This window comes from Chitinimonas sp. BJYL2 (assembly GCF_027257935.1).
GTDB lineage: Bacteria > Pseudomonadota > Gammaproteobacteria > Burkholderiales > Chitinimonadaceae > Chitinimonas.
The window spans coordinates 23059-43311 of sequence record NZ_JANZKW010000005.1 but is presented as its reverse complement, the minus strand read 5'-3'; the positions used below and the strand labels follow the sequence as shown (position 1 = coordinate 43311).

Here is a 20253-nt window from a genome sequence, read left to right as displayed (position 1 = left end):
GCTGGCCTGATCGCATGTTCCTGCTTCGGCTCCTCAAGATCCTCCGCATTGTCTTTGCCTACGGGCTGGACGAGTTCATCCTTGGCCACGAGCGCGTGCGCGGGCTGGAACGCACCGTCAAACTGATCCTGTTCTGGCGCCGCTTCGAGGCGCCGCGCGCAGTACGTTTGCGCCGGGCGTTGGAGAAGCTCGGGCCCATCTTCGTCAAGTTTGGCCAGGTGCTCTCCACCCGGCCGGATCTGGTGCCGGCAGATGTGGCCAGTGAGCTCACGCGTCTGCAGGATCGGGTCAAACCCTTTGATTCGGACATTGCCGAACAGGTCATCGAAACTGCGCTGGGCAAGCCGCCGCGCGCGCTGTTCAGTCGTTTTGATACCACGCCGGTCGCTTCGGCCTCGGTGGCGCAAGTCCATTACGCGGAGCTGCCCGATGGCCGCCGCGTGGCGGTGAAGGTGCTGCGCCCCGGCATCCAGCCCGTGATCGAATCCGATCTGGCCTTGCTCAAGGTCATGGCTTGGCTGGTCGAGAAACTGTTTGCCGACGGCAAGCGCCTGAAGCCCCGTGAAGTGGTGGCGGAATTCGACCGCTATCTTCATGACGAACTCGATCTGCAACGCGAAGCCGCCAACGGCAGTCAGCTAAGGCGCAATTTCCCCGCATCGAACATGCTGCTGGTGCCAGAGATTCTGTGGGACTACACCAGCCGCGAAGTGATGGTGCTTGAGTGGATGGATGGCACGCCGGTCTCGCAGATCGATACGCTGTGTGAGCAGGGTATCGACCTCAAGCAACTAAGCCGGTTCGGGGTGGAAATCTTCTTCACCCAAGTATTCCGCCACGGCTTTTTCCATGCAGATATGCACCCCGGCAATATTCTGGTCGCGCCGGATGGGCGGTACATTGCGCTCGATTTCGGCATCGTCGGCAGTCTGTCGGAGTTCGACAAACGCTATCTGGCGATCAATTTCCTCGCCTTCTTCAATCGCGATTACCGCCGCGTGGCCACCGCCCATATCGAATCAGGCTGGGTGCCCAAAGAAACGCGCGTCGAAGAACTCGAAGCCGCCATCCGCACCGTCTGCGAGCCGATCTTCGATAAGCCGCTGGCAGAAATCTCGCTGGGGCAGATTTTGCTGCGTTTGTTCGAGACCTCACGCCGCTTCAATGTGGAAATTCAGCCACAACTGGTATTGCTGCAGAAAACCCTGCTCAACATCGAGGGTCTGGGTCGTCAACTGGACCCAGAACTGGACCTCTGGGATACCGCAAAGCCTTTCCTGACGCGGTGGATGAACGAACAGGTGGGCTGGCGCGCGCTGTTGCGCCAGATCAAGGTGGAGGCGCCGTACTGGGCAGAAACTCTACCTGCCCTGCCTCGTGCGCTTGTCCGGCTTGCCGAAGGAGAGCAGCAGACTAAGCTGGTAACAGTGACCGAGCAAATGCTCCAGAGCCAGCAGCAACGCAATGAATGGCTCGCGACCATTGCCGGATTGCTGGCTGCCCTGCTGGTTGTGCTTGCCTTGCTGCTGCACTAGCCGGTGTATCCGGGGCGGATCGTTGCGGTGGCTCTGGCGCGCCGCTGTAGCACCACAAGATTCGACGCCGCATCCCCCTTTGTATCCTGGAGAGTGAACGTGCAGACCCTCAAACCCCTCGCACTTGCATTGGCGACAGCTTTGTCGGCTGCTGCTTGGGCTGATGATACGGCCTTCAGTTTTTCCGGTTTCGGTACCGTCAGTGCAGTCAGCACCAATACGGACAATGCCGAGTTCCGTGCTGTTTCCAGTCAGCCCAACGGGGCCAAGAAGAACGCCTCTTACACCGTCGATACCAAGCTTGGCGTGCAAGGTGTGGCCAAGTTCAATGATCAGTGGTCGGCGACCCTGCAACTGCTCTCGACCAAGAACGAAAAGAACAACTTCACCCCTGGGGTGGAGTGGGCTTTCGTGAAGTATCAGGCCACGCCGAATGTGGCAGTGCGCGTGGGCCGGATCGGTACCCCCACCTTCCTGATCTCGGACTACCGCAATGTGGGCTATGCCAATATCTGGGCTCGCCCGCCAGTTGATGTGTACTCACAGGTTGCCAATGGTCGTTTCGATGGTATCGACATGCTCTACAAGCACAATGTCGGTGACGGGACGGTGACCTTGCAGCCCTACACGGGCGCATCGAAGACCAAGTTGCCCGGTGATTTCAACATCGATTTCAAGAAGATGATGGGGATCAATGCCGTTTACGAGATTGACTCCTGGCTGTTCCGCGCAGGTTACATCCGTACGGACTTGACCGGCCACAGCCCCGGCATGGACACGATCCTGATTCCCGGGATGAGCGCCGTCGCCAACAGCACCGTGTTGCCTGCTGCCATTTCGGGCCCATGGAAGGCCGCCCTCAATGACTTGATCATCAAGGACAAGCTGGCCAGTTTTACCGGCATCGGGGCAACCTACGATGATGGTCAGCTGGTCTTCCAGGGCGAGTATACCCAGCGCCGTACCGAGAGTTTCGTCGATGACACGGACGGTTGGTACACCACGCTGGGCTACCGCTTTGGTGACTTCACGCCTTATGTCAGTTACGCCAGCGTCGAGACCAAGGTGAACCACATCACTGACAACCTCCCCACGCCGACCGTCCAGCTTGCAGGTCTCAAGGCCGCAGTCATTGATACCAAGGCAGGTGCGGATCAGAGCACGACCACGCTGGGTCTGCGCTGGAATGCCATGAAGAATGTGGCCATCAAGTTCCAGTTCGACCGCGTACAGACTGAAAAGGGCAAGGACAACTTCTTTACCAAGCAGAAGATTGATTCCACCGATCCATTCAAGCTGCGGTCTGCATTTGCCGGTGAGTCGGTAAATGTCTACACCATCGCTGCTGACTTCGTTTTCTAAGGAGGGGGCATCATGAAAATCCACATGCTCACCTTGCTTGCCCTGCTGACGGTAGCCGCTCAGGCCGAGGTGGCGGTTGTCGTCAATCCCAAGTCGGGTGTCGACAGCCTCTCGCCCGAGCAGATTGCCAGCATCTTCCTGGGTAAATCCACAAGCTTCCCGAGTGGCGGTAGTGCCACCCCGGTGGATCAAAGCGATGGCGCCACGCGCGGGGAATTCAGCAGCAAAGTACTCAAGAAGGACCCTGCAGGCGTCAAGGCGCACTGGGCCAAGATGCAGTTCACCGGCAAGGGTACCCCGCCCAAGGAAGTGGGTGGTAGTGCCGATGTGAAGAAGTTTGTTGCGGGCAACCCAGCTGCAATTGGCTACATCGACAAGGGGTCTGTTGATGGTAGCGTGAAGGTGGTCGGCAGCTTCTGAGCCTTTTTTTGGCAAGGAAAGCTTTGTTTTGCAAGAGAAAAGGCCGTGCATCTGCACGGCCTTTCTGTTTTGTGGCGCACAAGGGCGATCCGGTTATAAACTTGTAGTTAAACTACAATTCCCTACGTGCGGACTATCCCTTACTCTGGCTACCGCACCGCAGCAAAACCCACGTCGCGAGATTGATCATGGCCCTGTACGACAACGCTACCGCCAAAGACCTGCCGCTGGAGCAGGATCTCAACCTGCTGGCCACCATGCTGGCCGATACCATCGAGCGTGAGTCGGGCACCGACACGCTCAAGCAGATCGAGGCGATCCGCGAGCTGGCCAGCCGCTTCGTGTGGGAAGCCGATTCCAGCGCGGCCGATGAGCTGGCCGCCACGCTGGCGAATCTGAGCCACGATACGACGGTGGCTGTGGCGCGTGCGTTCAGCTACTTCTCGCACCTGTCGAACATTGCCGAAGACCTGCACCACAACCGCCGCCGTCGCTACCACCGCATCCAGCGCAGCCCGGCACAGCGCGGCAGCCTCACCCACTCGCTCGACGAGCTGACAGCGCGCGGTGTTTCGGCCGAGGCGATCAAGAACCTGGTGGCTGCCACACTGATCGCCCCGGTATTGACCGCGCACCCGACCGAAGTACAACGCAAGACCCTGCTCGATTGCGAACGCACGATCGCCCGCGCGCTGACCATGCGCGACCGGCAGACGCTGATGCCCGAAGAGCTGGAAGAAAACGATATCGCCCTGCAGCGCGTGATCCTCACGCTGTGGCAGACGCGCGAAATCCGCGCCTTCAAGCTGCAGGTCAGCGATGAAATCGAAAACGGCATCAGCTATTTCCGCTCCACCTTCCTCAAGCAGCTGCCACGCATCTACATCGAACTTGAAGACCGTTTGAGCGCCTTGCTCGGTGAGCCGGTCGAGCTGCCGGTATTCATGCACGTGGGCTGCTGGATCGGCGGTGACCGTGACGGCAACCCCTTTGTGGTGCCCGAAGTCACCCTGCATGCCGTCGGCCGCCAGGCTGCGGTGGCGTTCGATTTTTACTATGAAGAGGCCACCAAGCTCGAAAGCGAGCTGAGCCTGTCCTCGCGCATGGTGCAGGCCAGCGATGCCGTGCACGCGATCGGCGCGGCGTTTGCCAACCAGCCTGCCAGCCGTAGCGAAGAGCCTTATCGCCTGGCCATGAACACCATCCGCCAACGCATCCTCTCTACCGCGCATGTGCTGGGCAAGTTCCGCGGCGGCATCTTGGCCGATGCCGGTATCGCCCCCTATGCCACAGCGGCAGAGTTGGCGGGCGACTTGCGGGCCCTGTCGGCCTCGCTGGCGGCGCATGGCTCGGCGATCCTGGCCAGCGGCCGCCTGCGGCGTTTGATTCGCGCCGTCGATGTATTCGGTTTCCATCTGGCACCGCTGGATATGCGCCAGCACAGCGGCATCCACGAGAAAGTCGTCGCCGAACTGTTCGAGAAAGCCGGGCTGGAGGACTACGCCGCGCTGAGCGAGGAAGCGCGCCAGAAAGTGCTGTTGCGCGAACTGGCCAGCGCCCGCCTGCTGCAAACGCCTTATGTGCAATACAGCGAAGAAAGCGCCAAGGAGCTGGCCATCGTGCGCACGGCCGCCGAGATCCACGCCAAGTACGGCGCAGCGGCCTTGCCCAACTACATCATATCCAACGCGCAAAGCGTGTCGGACCTGCTCGAAGTAGCCGTGCTGCTCAAGGAAGTGGGTCTGATCGCGCTCTCGCCCACGCCGCATGCGGCCGTCAATATCATCCCGCTGTTCGAAACGATTCCCGATCTGCGGGCCTGCGATGCCATCGTGCGCGACCTGCTGGCCTTGCCGCAGTGGCGTCAGCTGGTTGATCAGCGTGCTGGTGTGCAGGAAATCATGCTGGGCTATTCCGACAGCAACAAGGATGGCGGCTACCTCACCAGCAACTGGGAACTCTACAAGGCCGAGGTCAAGCTGGTGGAGGTGTTCGCCGAAGCCGGCGTACGCCTGCGCCTGTTCCATGGCCGCGGCGGCTCGGTCGGTCGTGGTGGTGGCCCCAGCTATGAGGCCATTCTGGCGCAGCCCGCCGGCTCGGTGGCCGGGCAGATCCGCATCACCGAACAGGGTGAAGTGATTGCCGCCAAGTATGCTGACCCCGAAGTGGGTCGCCGCAACCTGGAAACCCTGCTGGCGGCCACGCTGAGCGCGAGCTTCCCCACGGAAGCGGCCGTTGCGGCTGATACGCCGGAGCGCCACGCTTTGCTCGAAAAGCTCTCGGGCCTTGCCTACCGCGAATACCGCGACCTAGTGTATGCCACGCCCGATTTCATCACCTATTTCCGCGAAGCCACGCCGATCTCGGAGATTGCCAAACTCAATATCGGCAGCCGCCCCTCGGCGCGCAAGGCCACCAACCATATCGGCGATCTGCGCGCGATTCCCTGGGTGTTCTCCTGGGCACAAAGCCGCCTGATGCTGCCGGGCTGGTATGGCTTTGGTACCGCGATTGCGGCCTACCGCGACGAGAAGGGTGAGGCCGGGATTGAAGAGCTGGCCCGCCTGTACCGCGAATGGCCGTTCTTCCGCTCCACCATCAGCAATATGGAGATGGTGCTGGCCAAGAGCGATATCCATATTGCGAGCCGCTACGCGACCTTGGTGAAGGACCCGGCGATTGCCGAGGCGATCTTCGGCCGCATCAAGCAGGAGTGGCGCCGTGCCGTGGATGCCGTACTCGCGATCACCGGACACAAGGAACTACTCGGCGATAACCCGCTGCTGGCGCGTAGCCTCAAGAACCGGCTACCCTATCTGGACCCGCTGAACCACCTGCAAGTCGATCTGGTGAAGCGGTTCCGCGAGGGCGACGAGAGCGAGGATGTGCTGTATGCGATTCACCTCACCATCAACGGGATTGCCGCAGGCCTGCGCAACTCGGGTTAGCCGCTGTGCCATCTGGGTGGCCGGCGCGCTGCTGGCTGCCCAGGTGCATGCCTTGCCTACCGACTTCAACGACAAGGTGGAATCGGCCCTGTTGTGCCGCTCCGACTGGAGCACCACCTTCTGGCATGAGTACTTCAACAAGCATCTGCAAGCCAGCATCCGCGATTGGGGCGAGGCCCGCTGGTGGAATTCGCAGGGTGCGCAGCTTGGCGGTGCCGCCACGCTGGAAGTGTTTACCAATATCGATGAAAGCCGTGCCCTGATGATCGGTGCATTGATCACCCAGCCGGTCGAATCCACCAAACAGCAGATCGAACGGACGCTGGGTGTGACCTTCCGGCCCATCAATACGGCCGATGGCGTTCGCTACATTACCGATACCATGTCGGTACTCGTGGGCACGACCAACCAGCAGACCAAGTGGTACTGCGCCCGCTGGAACATGGGCAACCGCGAACGTATCGTGCCGCAAGCACCGGGGTCGTTCACGCCGCAGAATCTACCGCCACCAGCGTTGACGCCGCCAGCGGTGCAAGGCCGTCCTTAGTCAGTGGGAGGCGCTGCACTTGCCGCACCAGCGGGTGAGCAGCGTATCCAGCGATAGTTTGCCCGGACCGTACCCAGCCAGCAGCATCAGCAGCAAGCCCCAGTGCAGATGGTGCGTCAGGCCTGCCGCCTGCTCGGGCGTACCGAGCACGTGCCAGTAGGAAACCACCGCCATCGCATTGACGGCAAACAGGCCCAGCGCCCCCAGTCTGCCAGCCAGACCCAGTGCCAGCAGTACCGGCAGGATCAGTTCGCCGGCCGTACCTGCCAGAGCGGCAAGGGCAGGTGACAGCAGGGGCGTGCGATATTCCTCGGTAAACAGGAACACAGTGGTGTCCCAATCTTCGATCTTGCTGAGGCCGGCACGAAAGAACACCTGCGCCACGTAGAGACGTGTCACCAGGGTTGCGATTGGCGCTAGCCATTGCGCCAGGCCGTGGACGAGGCATTGATGGGCGCGGATCAGATGCGCGGTGGCAGGGTGCATGCATTACTCCAGATGAAATTCCGACACTACTTGGTCGGCCACCCAGCGCTGCAATGACAGCCCCAGATCAAAATCCATGTCTTCATCGAGCGCGCGTTCGAGCGCCTCGGCCATCGGCAGGCCCGCTGCGCAGGCCTGCAGGAAGGCGGCATCCGATGCCAGCAAGCGGCGCACGCGCACCTTGAGCATGGCATCGCGGTAAACGAGTACACGCTCGCCACCCTGATCGGGCGAGGGAAAACTGGCCTCATGCCCTTGCGCCAGTGACTCGTGCGCAAGCCATAAACTCGCTACCGGCCAGCGGGATTGCATCAGTGCCGCCGAAGGCGCCAGCGACCAGACCAGCGCACCGTGCTGTTCGGCAGGGATGTCCGCCAGCGCCTCGAGCCGCAGCAGCGTGTGGTCCGGTGCGTAGTAAGCGCGGTGACACAGCCAGTCCAGCTTTGCGCAGTCGGCCAGATAGGGAAGCTCCTGCGCAGGCGCGAAGGTGGCGATGAAGTCGGCAAAACGTTCGCCATAGGCATGCAGATCACCGGAGCGCGACGGCTCGGCGCGGGCATGGGCGCGCGCCATCGCACCGAAAAAGTCATCCCCCACCAGCTGCCGCACTACCGGGAAGGCCTCGGCCAGCGCGTCGGCGCGATTGAACAGGGCGTTGTTGGCGTAGGCACTGTGCCCTCGGGCGCTATCGCCAAACAGCTGTTGCGCGATATCGGTATCGTGCATGGCGCGGGCGAAATCGCCCAGTTGCCGGGAAAGCGGGCGATTCATGGCGTTGACCCCACCCAGGTATCGAGCGCCAATTGCGCACGCGCCGCTTCGTGTTGCAGATCGGCAAAGGCCGGCAGATGGGTATCACGCTCCAGCAGCACCGGCAGGGCGCCGAAACGTGCCAGTGCCACATCCAGCAGGTCCCACACCGCATCACACACGGGTGTGCCGTGGGTATCGAGCCAGAGGTCGTCATCGCGTTTCTCGAAGCCGGCAAGATGGATTTCGGCAACGGCCTCTACCGGCAATGCGGCGATAGCGGCGCGCGCATCACGGCCCAGATTGTGTTCGTTGACGTAAAGATTGTTCAGATCCAGCAGGAGCCCGCACCCCGTGCGCTGGCTCAGTTCGGCCAGAAACTCGGCCTCGGCGATGGCATCGTCGCGAAAAGCCACATAGGACGACAGGTTCTCGATCAGCAGCGGCCGGCCCAGCGCTGTTTGCGCGGCGTCGACCTGGGCTGCCATATGGTGCAGGGCCGTTTCTGTGTAGGGCAGGGGCAGCAGATCGTTGAAGCATTCGTCGGCGGTGCGGTTCCAGCACAGGTGCTCGGAGACGGCGGCGGGTTCGATCTCGTCCACCAGCTCGCGTAGCGCCGCGAGGTGCGCCTTATCCAGCGGTACCGCGGAACCTAGCCCCAGCCCCACGCCGTGGATGCTGATCGGATAGTCGGTCCGCACGCGCCGTAACGCCGCGCGGTTGGCGCCACCGCCAAAATAGTTCTCGGCGTGGACCTCGAACCAGGCCACGGCAGGCCGCGTGTCGATGACTTCGCGGATGTGCGGCAGGCGCAGGCCGATACCGGCAGCGTGAGGCAAGGTGGTGAGAGACATATGAAAACGGGTGGCTCGCGCCACCCGCTCCGTGTAACGGTGGAATGCTGACTAAGCCGCTCAGCTCTTCTTTTCGCCCGGCTTGGTGCTGCCACCCATTTTTTCACAGGTGCCCTTGGCGACGTACTTCCATTCGTTGGCGTCGTTATCGGTCTTGGCCTGGCCCGCGCAGCTATGGCTGCCATTGGCGGCAGCGCAATCGTTCTTGCCGGCCTTGGCGACGCCGTAGCATTTTTCCTTGGCGGCCTTGTCGTCGGCAACGGCGCCGCTGGAGAGGCCGAGGGCGATCAGGCTGCTCAGTGCGCCGGTGATCAGGGCTTGTTTCTTATCCATGTCGTGACTCCTGTTGAGTGAGGATACTGTCGGGCAAGAGTGCCGCCTGCCTTCGTCGATCATAGTGCCGCGGGGCTTACATGCAAGCGGCAGAATTTTTCTGCCTATTGCGCATGCTCGTCCCGGCGGGCTGAATTGGACATGAACGGTGTGCGCTCGTTGCCTAGCCGACCTGATTCTTCAGTACCTCGCCAAGCGAGAAGGCCCGCACATTGTCCAGGGTGGTATCGGCGATATTCGCCAAGGCCTCATGGGTCAGAAAACCCTGGTGGGAGGTAATCAGCACATTCGGGAAGGTCGTCAGCCGCGCCAGCACATCATCCGCAAGGCCGGTGCCGGACAGGTCTTCAAAGAATACGCCTTCTTCGAGTTCATACACATCCAGTGCCACGCCACCGAGCTTGCCGGCTTTGAGCGTGGCCAACAGAGCCTGACTGTCGATCAGGCCGCCGCGGCTGGTGTTGATGAGAATGGCGCCGGGTTTCAGCTGCGCCAGTGCGGCGGCGTCGATCAGGTGGCGTGTGGCGGGCAGGAGCGGCACATGCAGGGAAACGATATCGCTCTGCTTCAGCAAGGTGGACAGATCGACCTGCGTCAGCGGCAAGTCGGCAGGCAGGCTGGCCGCCGGGTCGCTCACCAGGACACGGCAGCCGAAACCGTGGGCGATACGTGCGGCAACGAGACCGATGCGGCCAAGGCCGACAATCCCGAAGGTTTTGCCCGCCAGATCAAAGCCGACCAGGCCGTCCAGTGAAAAATCGGCCTCGCGGACCCGGTTGTAGGCGCGATGAGTCTTGCGCACCAGTGTCAGCAGCAGGGCGAACGCATGTTCGGCGACTGCGTGCGGGGAATAGGCCGGTACGCGGACGACGGCGATGCCGTTGGCCTTGGCGGCGGGCAGGTCGATGCCGTTGAAACCAGCGGCACGCAGCGCGACCAGACGCGTGCCACCTGCCGCCAGTTGGGTCAGTGTGGCGGCATCAAGTCGGCAATTCACAAAGGGGCACACCACTTCAAAGCCCTGCGCAAGGGCAGCGGTATCGCGATTGAGGCGCGCCTCGAAAAAGCTCAGATCGTGCCCGTAGCGCGAATTGGCTGCCAGCAGGGCATCACGGTCGTAACGGTGGGTGTCAAAAACAGCGATACGCATGACGTAGGCTCCGGTAGACGGCAGGGTGATGGGGCACGATATGGTGCGGCCTGCTTACGCCAATATGCAGGATAATCGCCGCTACGCCATTTTCCGGATTGATTGCTGTGCCTGTCTTGTCCGACGTCAATCTACAGCCGCTGCACACCCTGGGCTTGCAGTCCCGTGCCGAGCGCCTGTACCACCTTGAACACGCCGATCAGCTGGCCGACATCCTCGCCAGTGCGGTGACGCCGCTGCGTGTGCTCGGTGGCGGCAGCAATCTGGTGCCGGCCGAGCGGGTTGCCGGTTCGGTGATCCGCGTCGAGCTTGCCGGCCGTGCCCTGCTGGGCGAGGACGAGCATGCCTGGTATGTGGCGGCGGCTGCGGGGGAGAACTGGCATGACTTCGTCCAGTGGACATTGGCGCAGGGCTGGCCGGGCCTGGAGAACCTGTCGCTGATACCGGGCACGGTAGGGGCTGCGCCGATCCAGAACATCGGCGCGTATGGTGTCGAGCTCAAGGATCGCTTCCATGCCTTGCATGCACTGAGCCTGGACGACGCACAGCCCTGCTTCTTTACGGCAGAGCAATGCATGTTTTCCTATCGCGACAGTGTATTCAAACAGGCCGAGGCCGGCCGCTGGCTGATTACCGAAGTGCTGTTCCGTTTGCCCAAACAATGGGCCCCCGTGCTGGATTACGGCGATCTGCGCCAGCGTCTGGATGGCCAGGCGATAACGCCGCAGGCGGTAGCCGATGCCGTGATCGCCACGCGCCAGAGCAAGCTGCCCGACCCGGCCGTGATCGGCAACGCTGGCAGCTTCTTTCACAACCCGATCGTTGATGCCGCCACGGCAGCAGCGTTGCGGGCGCATCATCCAGCCATGCCCGCTTATCCTCAGGCGGATGGCCGCTGCAAGCTGGCTGCGGGCTGGTTGATTGAACAGGCCGGCTGGAAGGGAAAGCGGCTAGGCCCGGTGGGCATGTATGACAAGCAGGCCTTGGTGCTGGTGAACCACGGCGACGCCCGGGCTGCGGATGTGCGGACGCTGATGCAGGCCGTACAGGCCGATGTGCAGCAGCGCTTCGGCGTTCAGCTCACGCCGGAGCCGATCTGGTGGTAGCTCGGGCGGCGGCGGAATGCTGCATTGCAGCATGTTTTTCGCTGCCTAAAAGTCGATAAGTTGTTGTTATGCCAACGCGGAAGCGTGGTCATTGCCCTGTGCGTGACGCCCGCGTAACATCCGCCGCTTTTCCGCCCTGCCGGGGTGGAAGCAGGTGCAGGACGCAGTAGTGGTGCCGGTAATCGCCGGCACCGGGGCAAGATGGGGAAGGCGTTCTGTCCGTGCGACGGCGCGCCGGCAAACCCGGAGGTAATCCATGTTTTCATTCGTACTCAGGAAGCTGGCGACGGTCATCCCGACCTTCATCGGCATCACCCTGGTGGCATTTGCGCTGATCCGGCTTATTCCCGGTGATCCGATCGAAGTGATGGTCGGCGAACGCAAGCTCGACCCTGAAATGCACGCCGCTGCGATGGCCCGCCTGGGTCTGGATCAGCCCCTGCATGTCCAGTACTTCCGCTACCTGGGCGATCTGGCCCAAGGGGATCTGGGCATCTCGCTGGTGACCCGTGAGCCAGTGACCAAGGAATTTCTGACCCTGTTCCCCGCCACCGTCGAGCTGGCCCTGTGTGCCTTGCTGTTCGCCGTGATCATTGGTCTGCCGGCAGGCATGATTGCCGGTCTCAAGCGCGGATCGGTGTTTGATCACACGGTGATGGGCACGGCGATGACAGGTTTCTCCATGCCTATCTTCTGGTGGGGTCTGATCCTGATCATGTTCTTCTCGGTCAGCCTGGGCTGGACGCCCGTGTCCGGCCGCATCGACATCGAATACGACATCGCGCAGAAAACCGGTTTGCTGCTGATCGACAGCTGGCTCTCGGGTGAAGAGGGCGCGTTCAAGTCGGCCGTCATGCACCTGATCCTGCCCTCGATCGTGCTCGGTACGATCCCGCTGGCGGTGATTGCGCGGATGACACGCTCCAGCATGCTCGAAGTGCTGCGCGAGGATTACATCCGCACTGCGCGCGCCAAGGGTCTGGCCCCCACGCGCATCGTCGTAGTCCACGCACTGCGCAACGCGCTGATCCCGGTGATTACCGTGATCGGTCTGCAAACCGGCTCTTTGCTGGCTGGCGCCGTGCTCACCGAAACCATCTATTCCTGGCCCGGCATCGGCAAGTGGATTGTCGATTCGATTGCCCGCCGCGATTACCCGGTGGTGCAGGCCGGCATCCTGATTTCGGCCACCGTGTTCATCGTGATCAACCTGCTGGTCGACCTGCTGTATGGCGTGGTCAACCCGCGCATCCGCTCGGCCAAGTGAGGACAGCATGACAACTACCGTCCAAGCCGTGGAAAACGTACCCAGCTACCCCTCGCCGATGCGCGAGTTCTGGCAGGCTTTCTCGCACAACAAGGGTGCCGTGGTGGCGCTGGCGATCTTTCTGGTGGCCGTGTTCTGTGCGCTGTTTGCTGGCTGGATCGCGCCGCACAGCCCGATCGAGCAATACCGCGACCATATGCTTACCCCACCGTCCTGGGCCGAAGGCGGCATGTCCACCTATCTGTTCGGTACCGACGAGCTGGGCCGCGATATCCTCTCGCGCCTGATCCATGGTGCGCGCATCTCGCTGTTCATCGCCTTCATGTCGGTGGTGATGTCGATGATTCCGGGCATTGTGCTGGGTCTGCTGGCGGCCTTCTTCGACAAGACGCTCGGCCCCATCATCATGCGTCTGATGGACATCATGCTGGCGCTGCCGGGCATTCTGCTGGCCATCTGCATCATCACCATCCTCGGCCCCGGCCTCACCAACACGATGATCGCCATCGCCATCGGCACCCTGCCGAGCTATGTGCGCCTGACGCGTGCTGCCGCCATGGCCGAGATCAACAAGGAATATGTGACGGCCAGCCGCGTGGCCGGTGCCGGCACGCTGCGCCTGATGTTCCTGACGGTGCTGCCCAACTGCATGGCCCCGCTGATCGTGAACGCCACGCTGGGTTTCTCGTCGGCGATTCTGGAAGTGGCCGCGCTGGGCTTCCTGGGTCTGGGCGTGCAACCGCCCACCGCCGAGTGGGGCACCATGCTCAGCGCCGCACGTGACTACATCGAACGTGCGCCTTGGGTGGTGACCATGCCGGGCCTGACGATCCTGATCACGGTGCTGTCGATCAACCTGATGGGCGACGGCCTGCGCGATGCGCTGGACCCCAAGCTGAAACGCGCAGCGTAAGGAGAGCCGCATGAGTCTGCTCAAAATCAAGAATCTGCGTGTCGAGTTCGGCTCGCTCGCGCATCCTTTCCCGGCCGTCGACGGTCTCGACTTCGAGATCGACCGCGGTGAACTCGTCGGCATTGTCGGCGAATCGGGCTCGGGCAAGTCGGTGACCATGATGGCGCTGATGGGTCTGATCGACGCCCCCGGTCGCGTAACCGCCGATGAGCTGGTGTTCGACGGTCACGACCTGCTCAAGCTCAGCCCCAGCCAGCGCCGCAAGATCGTCGGTAAAGACATCTCGATGATCTTTCAGGACGCGCTGAGCAGCCTGAACCCCTCGTACACTGTGGGTTTCCAGCTCAAGGAGTCGCTCAAGGTGCATCTGGGCCTGCGCGGTGCCGAGCTCGACAAGCGCGCGCTGGAACTGCTGGAGCTGGTCGAGATTCCCGACCCGAAGAGCCGCCTCAATGCCTATCCGCACCAGCTGTCGGGCGGCATGAACCAGCGCGTGATGATTGCGATGGCGATTGCCTGCAACCCCAAGCTGCTGATCGCCGACGAGCCGACCACCGCGCTCGACGTGACCATCCAGGCCCAGATCATGGACCTGCTGGCGCGCTTGCAGAAAGAACACAATATGGCCCTGATCATGATTACCCATGATCTGGGCGTGGTGGCTGAGATGGCCAAGCGCCTGTGCGTGATGTACGCCGGCCAGGTGGTGGAGCAATCGGCCATCGATACGATTTTCGATGCGCCGCGCCATCCGTATACACAGGCACTGCTGGCGGCGATTCCCGAACACAGCAAGGGCGCCAAGCGCCTTTCGGCTCTCCCTGGCATCGTGCCCGGTCATTACGACCGGCCTGCGGGCTGCCTGTTGAGTCCACGTTGTCGTTACGCGCAGGATCGCTGCCGCAGCGAGCGTCCGGCGCTGCTCGATGGCGTGCGTTGCTTCACCCCGCTGAACAGCGAAGGAAACCCGACCCATGGCTGATGTTCAACAAGACCTGCTGGTTGCCAAGGACCTGACCCGTCACTACAACGTGAGTCGCGGTTTTCTGAAGGGCACGGCCACCGTCAAGGCACTCAACGGTGTGTCATTTACCCTGGCACCGCGGCGCACGCTGGCGGTGGTCGGTGAATCGGGCTGCGGCAAGTCCACGCTGGCGCGCCAGCTGACGATGATCGAACCCGCCACGGCCGGCGAGCTGCGCATCGAAGGCGTGGACGTCGCCAAGGCTGATGCTGCCACGGTGAAAGCCATGCGTAGCAAGGTCCAGATGGTGTTCCAGAACCCCTATGCCTCGCTGAACCCGCGCAAGACGATTACGGCTGCGCTGGATGAGCCGCTCTACATCAATACCGATCTGGGCAGCGCCGAGCGCAAGGCCCGGATCGAGGCCATGGTAGCCAAGGTGGGTTTGCGCCCCGAGCATGTGCGCCGTTATCCGCACATGTTTTCGGGCGGTCAGCGCCAGCGTATCGCGATTGCCCGCGCGATGATCCTGAACCCCAAGATCGTGGTGGCCGATGAACCCGTATCGGCGCTCGACGTGTCGATCCAGGCACAGATTCTCAATCTGTTCATGGATCTGCAAGACGAGTTCGGCACCAGCTATGTGTTCATCTCGCACAATCTGAGCGTGGTCGAGCATGTGGCGGATGACCTGATGGTGATGTATCTGGGTGCGGCTGTGGAATATGGCGCCAAGTCCACCATCTACCAGAAGCCCCTGCATCCCTACACCCTCGCGCTGATGAGTGCGACCCCGGCGATTCGTGCCGAAGACCGTCGTATCAAGATCAAGGTCGTCGGCGAACTGCCCAGTCCGCTGAGTCCGCCGAGCGGCTGCACTTTCCACAAGCGCTGCCCGCACGCCAATGCCCAGTGCGAGCAGGAAGTCCCGCAGCTGCGACCGATTGATGGCCGCATGGTGGCTTGCCACCGGATTGAAGAGATCGCCGTCTAGGACGAGTAGGTTGCAATAAGCGCAGCGTATTGCACCGCCCGGCGGTCGTAGCGCCATGTTGCAATGCGGCCGATAGCCTTTTGCACCCTACGGGTCTCGCCAGACAAGCCGCCTTCGGGCGGCTTTGTTTTTGTGTCCGCCGCCGATTCACGCAAACGAAATCTCGCGAACTGACTATGCTGATCGCGACGAGATACGAGAGGACGATATGGATCGACGTTTATTGAGCCTGTCCGCCGCCTTGCTAGCCGCCGGCTGTGCCCAGCTACCACCAGCGCCAGTGGGCGCGGTGGCCAGCGTGCCGCTCGACGGCAGTGGCTACCCGGTGCAGGTGTGTGATGCCAACTATGCCGGCGTGGCGGCGCAGTGCACCATATCGGGCGACGGCCCGTTCCAGTTGCTGCGTGGCAATGTGATCAGCGACGGCAAACTCTATGTAGGCGGTACGCTGCTGATCAGCCCCGAGGGCAAGGTTGCCACCGCCGGCTGTGCGATGCCGCGTGTGGCCGCGCGCATCATCGATTGCCCCGGTGCCCTGGTATCGGCCGGGCTGTTGAATCTGCATGAACATATCGACTACAGCTACCAGCAGCCGCCCGCACCGCCCACGCTCAAGTGGGTGCACCGCCACGAATGGCGCAAGCTGTTGCCGGCGCAGCGCGGCTTCGAAGGTGATGCACCCAAAGATCCGGTTGTGCGCACCGAAGTCAGCGAGCGCGCAATGTTGCGGCATATGCTGACGGGCTCCACGGCCATCTCTGGCGCCAAGGACTACCGCGCCTTCCTGCGGAATCTCAAGCTGGCCGATGGTGCCTTGGCCACCCCAACCAAGCCGGTGATCGACAGCACCTTCCCGCTCAACGACGCGGGCAGCATGCAGTGGCCAAGCGCGCCGTGCACACCCGAGCAAGTCGCACAGATCAAGGTGGCGGCGGACAAGCCTTTCATTCCGCATGTGGGGGAGGGGACGAATGCCGGCGCGGGGTATGAGGTCGATTGCGTGCTCGATGCGGTCAAGGCCAAGCCCACTGCCAATGCCTTCATTCACGGCGTGGCGATCAGCGAGGCGCAGATTGCACGGCTCAAAGCACAGGATGTGGCCGTGGTGCTGTCGCCGCGCTCGAACTTCCGTCTCTACGGCGCAACGGCCCCCTTGCCCCAGCTCAAGGCGGCCGGGGTAACGCTGGCCATGGGTACGGACTGGTCGCCATCGGGGTCACTCAGTCAGCTTGATGAGGCCCGTTGCCTGATGCGCTACAACCGCGACAAGCTGGCCGATCTGTTCAGCTGGGCCGATGTGCACGCGATGATGACGAGCAATGGGGCGCGGGCTGTGGGGCTGCAGGGCCAGATCGGCAAGCTGGCACCCGGCGAGTGGGCCGATGTGGTCATGATCGATACCGAGGGACGGCGCGATCTGGGTGCGGTGCTGGCCAATACGGCACTCAAACAGACACTGGCTGTGATGGTGGGCGGCCGCTTTGCCAGCTACCCCACGGCCTGGGGCGAGGCGGTACCCCGGCTGGACCGCTGCGCATCCGATCCGCGCGATCTGTGCGGTCAGCAGCGCACCGTGTGTGGCGCGGCGGCAGAACGTAGTTTGGGGCAGTTGCTCAAGCAGCCTGTCTATACGATCAATGAGTCCAGTCTGTGCGCGCCGGCCAGCACCGAGGATTGCGTCGTACGCTGATTGCCGGATCGGGGAGTAATACCCAAAAACAAGGCCGCCCGAGGGCGGCCTTGTTGCGTGACGCCAGCAACCCACTTAGCGGGACAACTCGCCACGCTGGTTCACGATGGTCAGGTCCACAAACTTGGACCCACTGCGATCAGTGCCGCTGTAGGAAACCCGGTAACCACCGCCGATATCCGCATCGCTCATGCTTTCGAGCATGGCATAGACTTTGGCGCGGGTTGCCCCTTTGCCGGCCTTTGCGATCGCATCGCTGACCAGCTTGGCCGTGATATAGCCTTCCAGCGCGGCATAACCAGCCGGCGTCGCTTCGGGTGCGTGGCTGGCGAGCACGGTACGGAATTCCTTGATCAGCTTGTTCTGGTCGTCGAACACATAAGGGTAGACCTGTGCGATGGCCAGACCGTGCACGGCCTTGGCGCCCACGTCCTTGACCAGTTCCTCAAAGTCCACCGTCGAGGTCTGGTACAGGCTGGCGCCGCTGCCTTGCGCGCGCAATGCCTTGATGAAGGCACCGGTGGGCTTGGTGATCGAGATCATCAGCACGGCGGGGACATTGGAGTCGGCAATGCGCTTGGCTGCCGTGTCCACCTTGACGGTATTGGCCGGGTAGCTGGCACGTGCGGCAATGCTCACGCCCGCTGACTTGGCTTCGGCTTCGGCCGCGGCCAGACCATCCTGACCGAACTGGTCATCCTGATAGAACACGCCAATCTTGTTGATGCCGAGGCGTTTCATCTGCGAGATCAGCTTGGCGACTTCTTCGCGCTGGCCTGCACGGGTATGGAATACGAACTTGGAGCCGGGCTCGCGCACGCTGCGGGTGGAGCTGGTCACACCCACGAGCGGGATGCTGGCGCCATCAAGCCAGCGACGGCTGATGACGGAGGCGGTGCCGTCGGCACTGAAGTAGCCCATCAAGGCAACGGCCTTGTCCTGATTGATGAGCTTGGTGGTATTGGCCAGCACGCGCGGAAACTCGTTGCCGTCGTCGTAAACAACGAACTTGACCTGCTCGCCGTTGATGCCGCCCTGTTTGTTGAGCCAGTTGAAATAAGCCTTGGCACCGTTGCTCAGGTGACGGCTGTAGGTGGCCGCGAGCCCCGTCAAGGGTGCGCTCTGACCGATTACGATTTCTGCGTGCGTCAGGCTGGTGGCCATGCATAGCGCCAGGAGCCAGACCTTGTTGAGTCTGCCCATCACGTTCTCCCCGTCATTTTTATTTCAAGAGGTGTTCAGAAGCGGCAGGCACCGGACGGCAATGCCTGCGTTCACGCTGAGTGTGCCCTGAGGCTTCGGGGCTTTCAACCGCAAGTCCACTACAAGTCCATTACCTGTTGCTCATTTGCCGATACGCCCGATAAATGGCGCTATACCGAGTACCTTGGTGTTGCAGGCGTGCTCGCCGTGCAAATCGAAATTGCGTGCGAAACAGGCGCATTTTGCTGCGCTGCACTAGAATCGGGCATCCCATGCTCAGGAACGCCCCATCATGAAACGCGCGGTCTACGCCGGCAGCTTCGATCCCGTGACCAATGGTCATTTGTGGATGATTGAACGCGGCTATGAGCTGTTTGATGAAATGATCGTCGCGATTGGTATCAATCCTGACAAACGCGCCACCTTCAATGTGGAGGAGCGCGTCGAGATGCTGCGCGAGGTGACCCAGCACTTGCCGGATCTCAAGGTCACCAGCTTCGAGAACCAGTTCCTCGTTAATTACGCGCGCTCGGTCGATGCGCACTACATCCTGCGCGGCATCCGCAATCCCAGCGATTACGAGTTCGAGCGCACCATGCGCTATATCAATTCCGATCTGGTGCGCGAAGTGACCACCATTTTCCTGATGCCGCCGCGTTCGATTGCGGAGGTGAGTTCCACCATGATCAAGGGACTGATCGGCCCCGAGGGCTGGGAAGAGGTGCTCAAGCAGTACGTCCCCGAGCCGGTGCGTCGGCGTTTTCTGGATATGGGCAACCGGGTTTGATCATCCATGTCTGCACGCGATGATTTCCGTAACCGGCTGGCCAAGAGTGCCAAGCACTTTGCCAAGTGGGCCAAACGTGTCGACACCCAGGCGTATCGCATTTACGACCGGGATGTGCCGCAGTTCCCGGTGATGGTCGATGTATATGGTCAGCGTGCGCACATTGCCGAATACGATACGGGCTGGCAGCAGACCGACGCCGAGCACGCAGCTTGGGTGGCGGAAGTCCGTGCGGTGGTGGCCGAGGTGCTGGGCATTGCCGATAGCGCCATCGCCTTCAAACTACGCCGCCGCCAGAGCGGTGATTTCCAGTACAGCCACACCGGGGCCAAGGGCGAGGATTTTGTCGTCAGCGAGCAGGGCCGGCGCTTCTGGGTGAACCTGGACGAATACCTCGATACGGGGCTGTTTCTCGATCACCGCCCCACCCGCAAACGCGTGGGTGACGAGGCGGCCGGCAAGCGTTTCCTGAATCTGTTTGCGTATACGGGCAGCTTTACGGTCTATGCCGCCACGGGCGGTGCCAGCAGCTCGGTGACGGTGGACCTGTCGAACACCTATCAGGATTGGTCGCGGCGTAACTTCGAGCTCAACGGGCTGGATATGCAGCGCCACACGCTGGTGCGCGCCGATGTGTTCCGCTATCTCGAAACCGCCATCGACCAGGGCGAGCTGTTCGATCTGGTCGTGATGGACCCGCCGAGCTTCTCGAACTCGGCCAAGATGCTCGATATCCTCGATGTGCAGCGCGATCATGTGAAGCTGGTGCAAAGCTGCCTCAAGCTGTTGATGCCTGGTGGGGTGCTGTATTTCTCGAATAATTTCCGCGGATTCACGCTTGATGAGTCGCTGGTGCCCATGTGCAAGGACATCAGTGCGGTGTCGGTGCCCGAGGACTTCCGTAATCGCAAGATCCATCAGTGCTTCCGTTTCGCCATCTGAGC

The 20253-nt window shown here is 61.9% G+C and carries 19 protein-coding genes; 13 read left to right on the top strand and 6 right to left on the bottom strand.

What is annotated here, in order from left to right:
• Positions 1 to 14: 14 nt before the first annotated feature.
• The 5 genes from ubiB to O9X62_RS14105 all read left to right on the top strand — a co-directional run bounded on the left by ubiB (position 15) and on the right by O9X62_RS14105 (position 6812).
• A complete protein-coding gene (ubiB, locus tag O9X62_RS14125; protein WP_269533567.1) occupies positions 15 to 1535 on the top strand; it encodes a ubiquinone biosynthesis regulatory protein kinase UbiB in 1521 nt (506 codons plus the stop codon).
• Between the two features lie 99 nt (positions 1536 to 1634).
• A complete protein-coding gene (locus O9X62_RS14120; protein WP_269533566.1) occupies positions 1635 to 2897 on the top strand; it encodes a porin in 1263 nt (420 codons plus the stop codon).
• Positions 2898 to 2909: 12 nt separating this feature from the next.
• Positions 2910 to 3317, top strand: a complete 408-nt coding sequence (locus tag O9X62_RS14115) for a hypothetical protein (protein WP_269533565.1) — start codon at positions 2910 to 2912, stop codon at positions 3315 to 3317.
• Between the two features lie 188 nt (positions 3318 to 3505).
• Complete coding sequence (gene ppc, locus O9X62_RS14110; protein ID WP_269533564.1) at positions 3506 to 6265, top strand: phosphoenolpyruvate carboxylase; 2760 nt, start codon at positions 3506 to 3508, stop codon at positions 6263 to 6265.
• Positions 6210 to 6812 (top strand): hypothetical protein, encoded by a 603-nt coding sequence (locus tag O9X62_RS14105; protein WP_269533753.1) that lies wholly within the window; start codon positions 6210 to 6212, stop codon positions 6810 to 6812. Before ppc ends, O9X62_RS14105 begins: the two co-directional genes overlap by 56 nt.
• Here the strand turns inward: O9X62_RS14105 and O9X62_RS14100 are convergent, their stop codons facing one another.
• The 5 genes from O9X62_RS14100 to O9X62_RS14080 all read right to left on the bottom strand — a co-directional run bounded on the left by O9X62_RS14100 (position 6813) and on the right by O9X62_RS14080 (position 10385).
• A complete protein-coding gene (locus tag O9X62_RS14100; RefSeq protein ID WP_269533563.1) occupies positions 6813 to 7298 on the bottom strand; it encodes a DoxX family membrane protein in 486 nt (161 codons plus the stop codon).
• Between the two features lie 3 nt (positions 7299 to 7301).
• Positions 7302 to 8069, bottom strand: a complete 768-nt coding sequence (locus O9X62_RS14095) for a DNA-binding domain-containing protein (RefSeq protein WP_269533562.1) — start codon at positions 8067 to 8069, stop codon at positions 7302 to 7304.
• Positions 8066 to 8902 (bottom strand): DUF692 domain-containing protein, encoded by an 837-nt coding sequence (locus O9X62_RS14090; protein ID WP_269533561.1) that lies wholly within the window; start codon positions 8900 to 8902, stop codon positions 8066 to 8068. The genes O9X62_RS14095 and O9X62_RS14090 overlap by 4 nt, the downstream gene beginning before the upstream one ends.
• A 60-nt stretch (positions 8903 to 8962) precedes the next feature.
• The gene (locus O9X62_RS14085) at positions 8963 to 9235 is read right to left on the bottom strand and encodes a DUF2282 domain-containing protein (RefSeq protein WP_269533560.1); all 273 of its coding nucleotides are present in this window, start codon (positions 9233 to 9235) and stop codon (positions 8963 to 8965) included.
• Positions 9236 to 9398: 163 nt separating this feature from the next.
• Positions 9399 to 10385: a 2-hydroxyacid dehydrogenase gene (locus tag O9X62_RS14080; RefSeq protein WP_269533559.1), complete on the bottom strand. Its 987-nt coding sequence runs from the start codon at positions 10383 to 10385 to the stop codon at positions 9399 to 9401.
• 107 nt (positions 10386 to 10492) lie between these two features.
• Here O9X62_RS14080 and murB point away from each other — a divergent pair, with 107 nt between their 5' ends.
• From murB to O9X62_RS14050, 6 genes are all read left to right on the top strand, one after another.
• Complete coding sequence (murB, locus tag O9X62_RS14075) at positions 10493 to 11491, top strand: UDP-N-acetylmuramate dehydrogenase (protein WP_269533558.1); 999 nt, start codon at positions 10493 to 10495, stop codon at positions 11489 to 11491.
• 256 nt (positions 11492 to 11747) lie between these two features.
• On the top strand, positions 11748 to 12758 hold the full coding sequence (locus tag O9X62_RS14070; protein ID WP_269533557.1) for an ABC transporter permease subunit: 1011 nt from the start codon (positions 11748 to 11750) through the stop codon (positions 12756 to 12758).
• Positions 12759 to 12765: 7 nt separating this feature from the next.
• Positions 12766 to 13671, top strand: a complete 906-nt coding sequence (locus O9X62_RS14065; protein ID WP_269533556.1) for an ABC transporter permease subunit — start codon at positions 12766 to 12768, stop codon at positions 13669 to 13671.
• 10 nt (positions 13672 to 13681) lie between these two features.
• The gene (locus O9X62_RS14060; protein WP_269533555.1) at positions 13682 to 14653 is read left to right on the top strand and encodes an ABC transporter ATP-binding protein; all 972 of its coding nucleotides are present in this window, start codon (positions 13682 to 13684) and stop codon (positions 14651 to 14653) included.
• Positions 14646 to 15629 carry a peptide ABC transporter ATP-binding protein gene (locus O9X62_RS14055; protein WP_269533554.1) on the top strand — a complete coding sequence of 328 codons (984 nt, stop codon included), beginning with the start codon at positions 14646 to 14648 and terminating at the stop codon, positions 15627 to 15629. The genes O9X62_RS14060 and O9X62_RS14055 overlap by 8 nt, the downstream gene beginning before the upstream one ends.
• A 208-nt stretch (positions 15630 to 15837) precedes the next feature.
• Positions 15838 to 17319 carry an amidohydrolase family protein gene (locus tag O9X62_RS14050; RefSeq protein ID WP_269533553.1) on the top strand — a complete coding sequence of 494 codons (1482 nt, stop codon included), beginning with the start codon at positions 15838 to 15840 and terminating at the stop codon, positions 17317 to 17319.
• Between the two features lie 75 nt (positions 17320 to 17394).
• Here O9X62_RS14050 and O9X62_RS14045 read toward each other — a convergent pair whose 3' ends face one another.
• Entirely contained in the window at positions 17395 to 18522 is a 1128-nt protein-coding gene (locus O9X62_RS14045) for an ABC transporter substrate-binding protein (RefSeq protein ID WP_269533552.1), read from the bottom strand.
• Between the two features lie 292 nt (positions 18523 to 18814).
• Between O9X62_RS14045 and coaD the strand changes: the two genes are divergently transcribed.
• Both coaD and O9X62_RS14035 read left to right on the top strand, forming a co-directional pair.
• The gene (coaD, locus tag O9X62_RS14040) at positions 18815 to 19309 is read left to right on the top strand and encodes a pantetheine-phosphate adenylyltransferase (protein WP_269533551.1); all 495 of its coding nucleotides are present in this window, start codon (positions 18815 to 18817) and stop codon (positions 19307 to 19309) included.
• 6 nt (positions 19310 to 19315) lie between these two features.
• Entirely contained in the window at positions 19316 to 20251 is a 936-nt protein-coding gene (locus O9X62_RS14035) for a class I SAM-dependent methyltransferase (RefSeq protein WP_269533550.1), read from the top strand.
• Positions 20252 to 20253 lie beyond the last annotated feature (2 nt).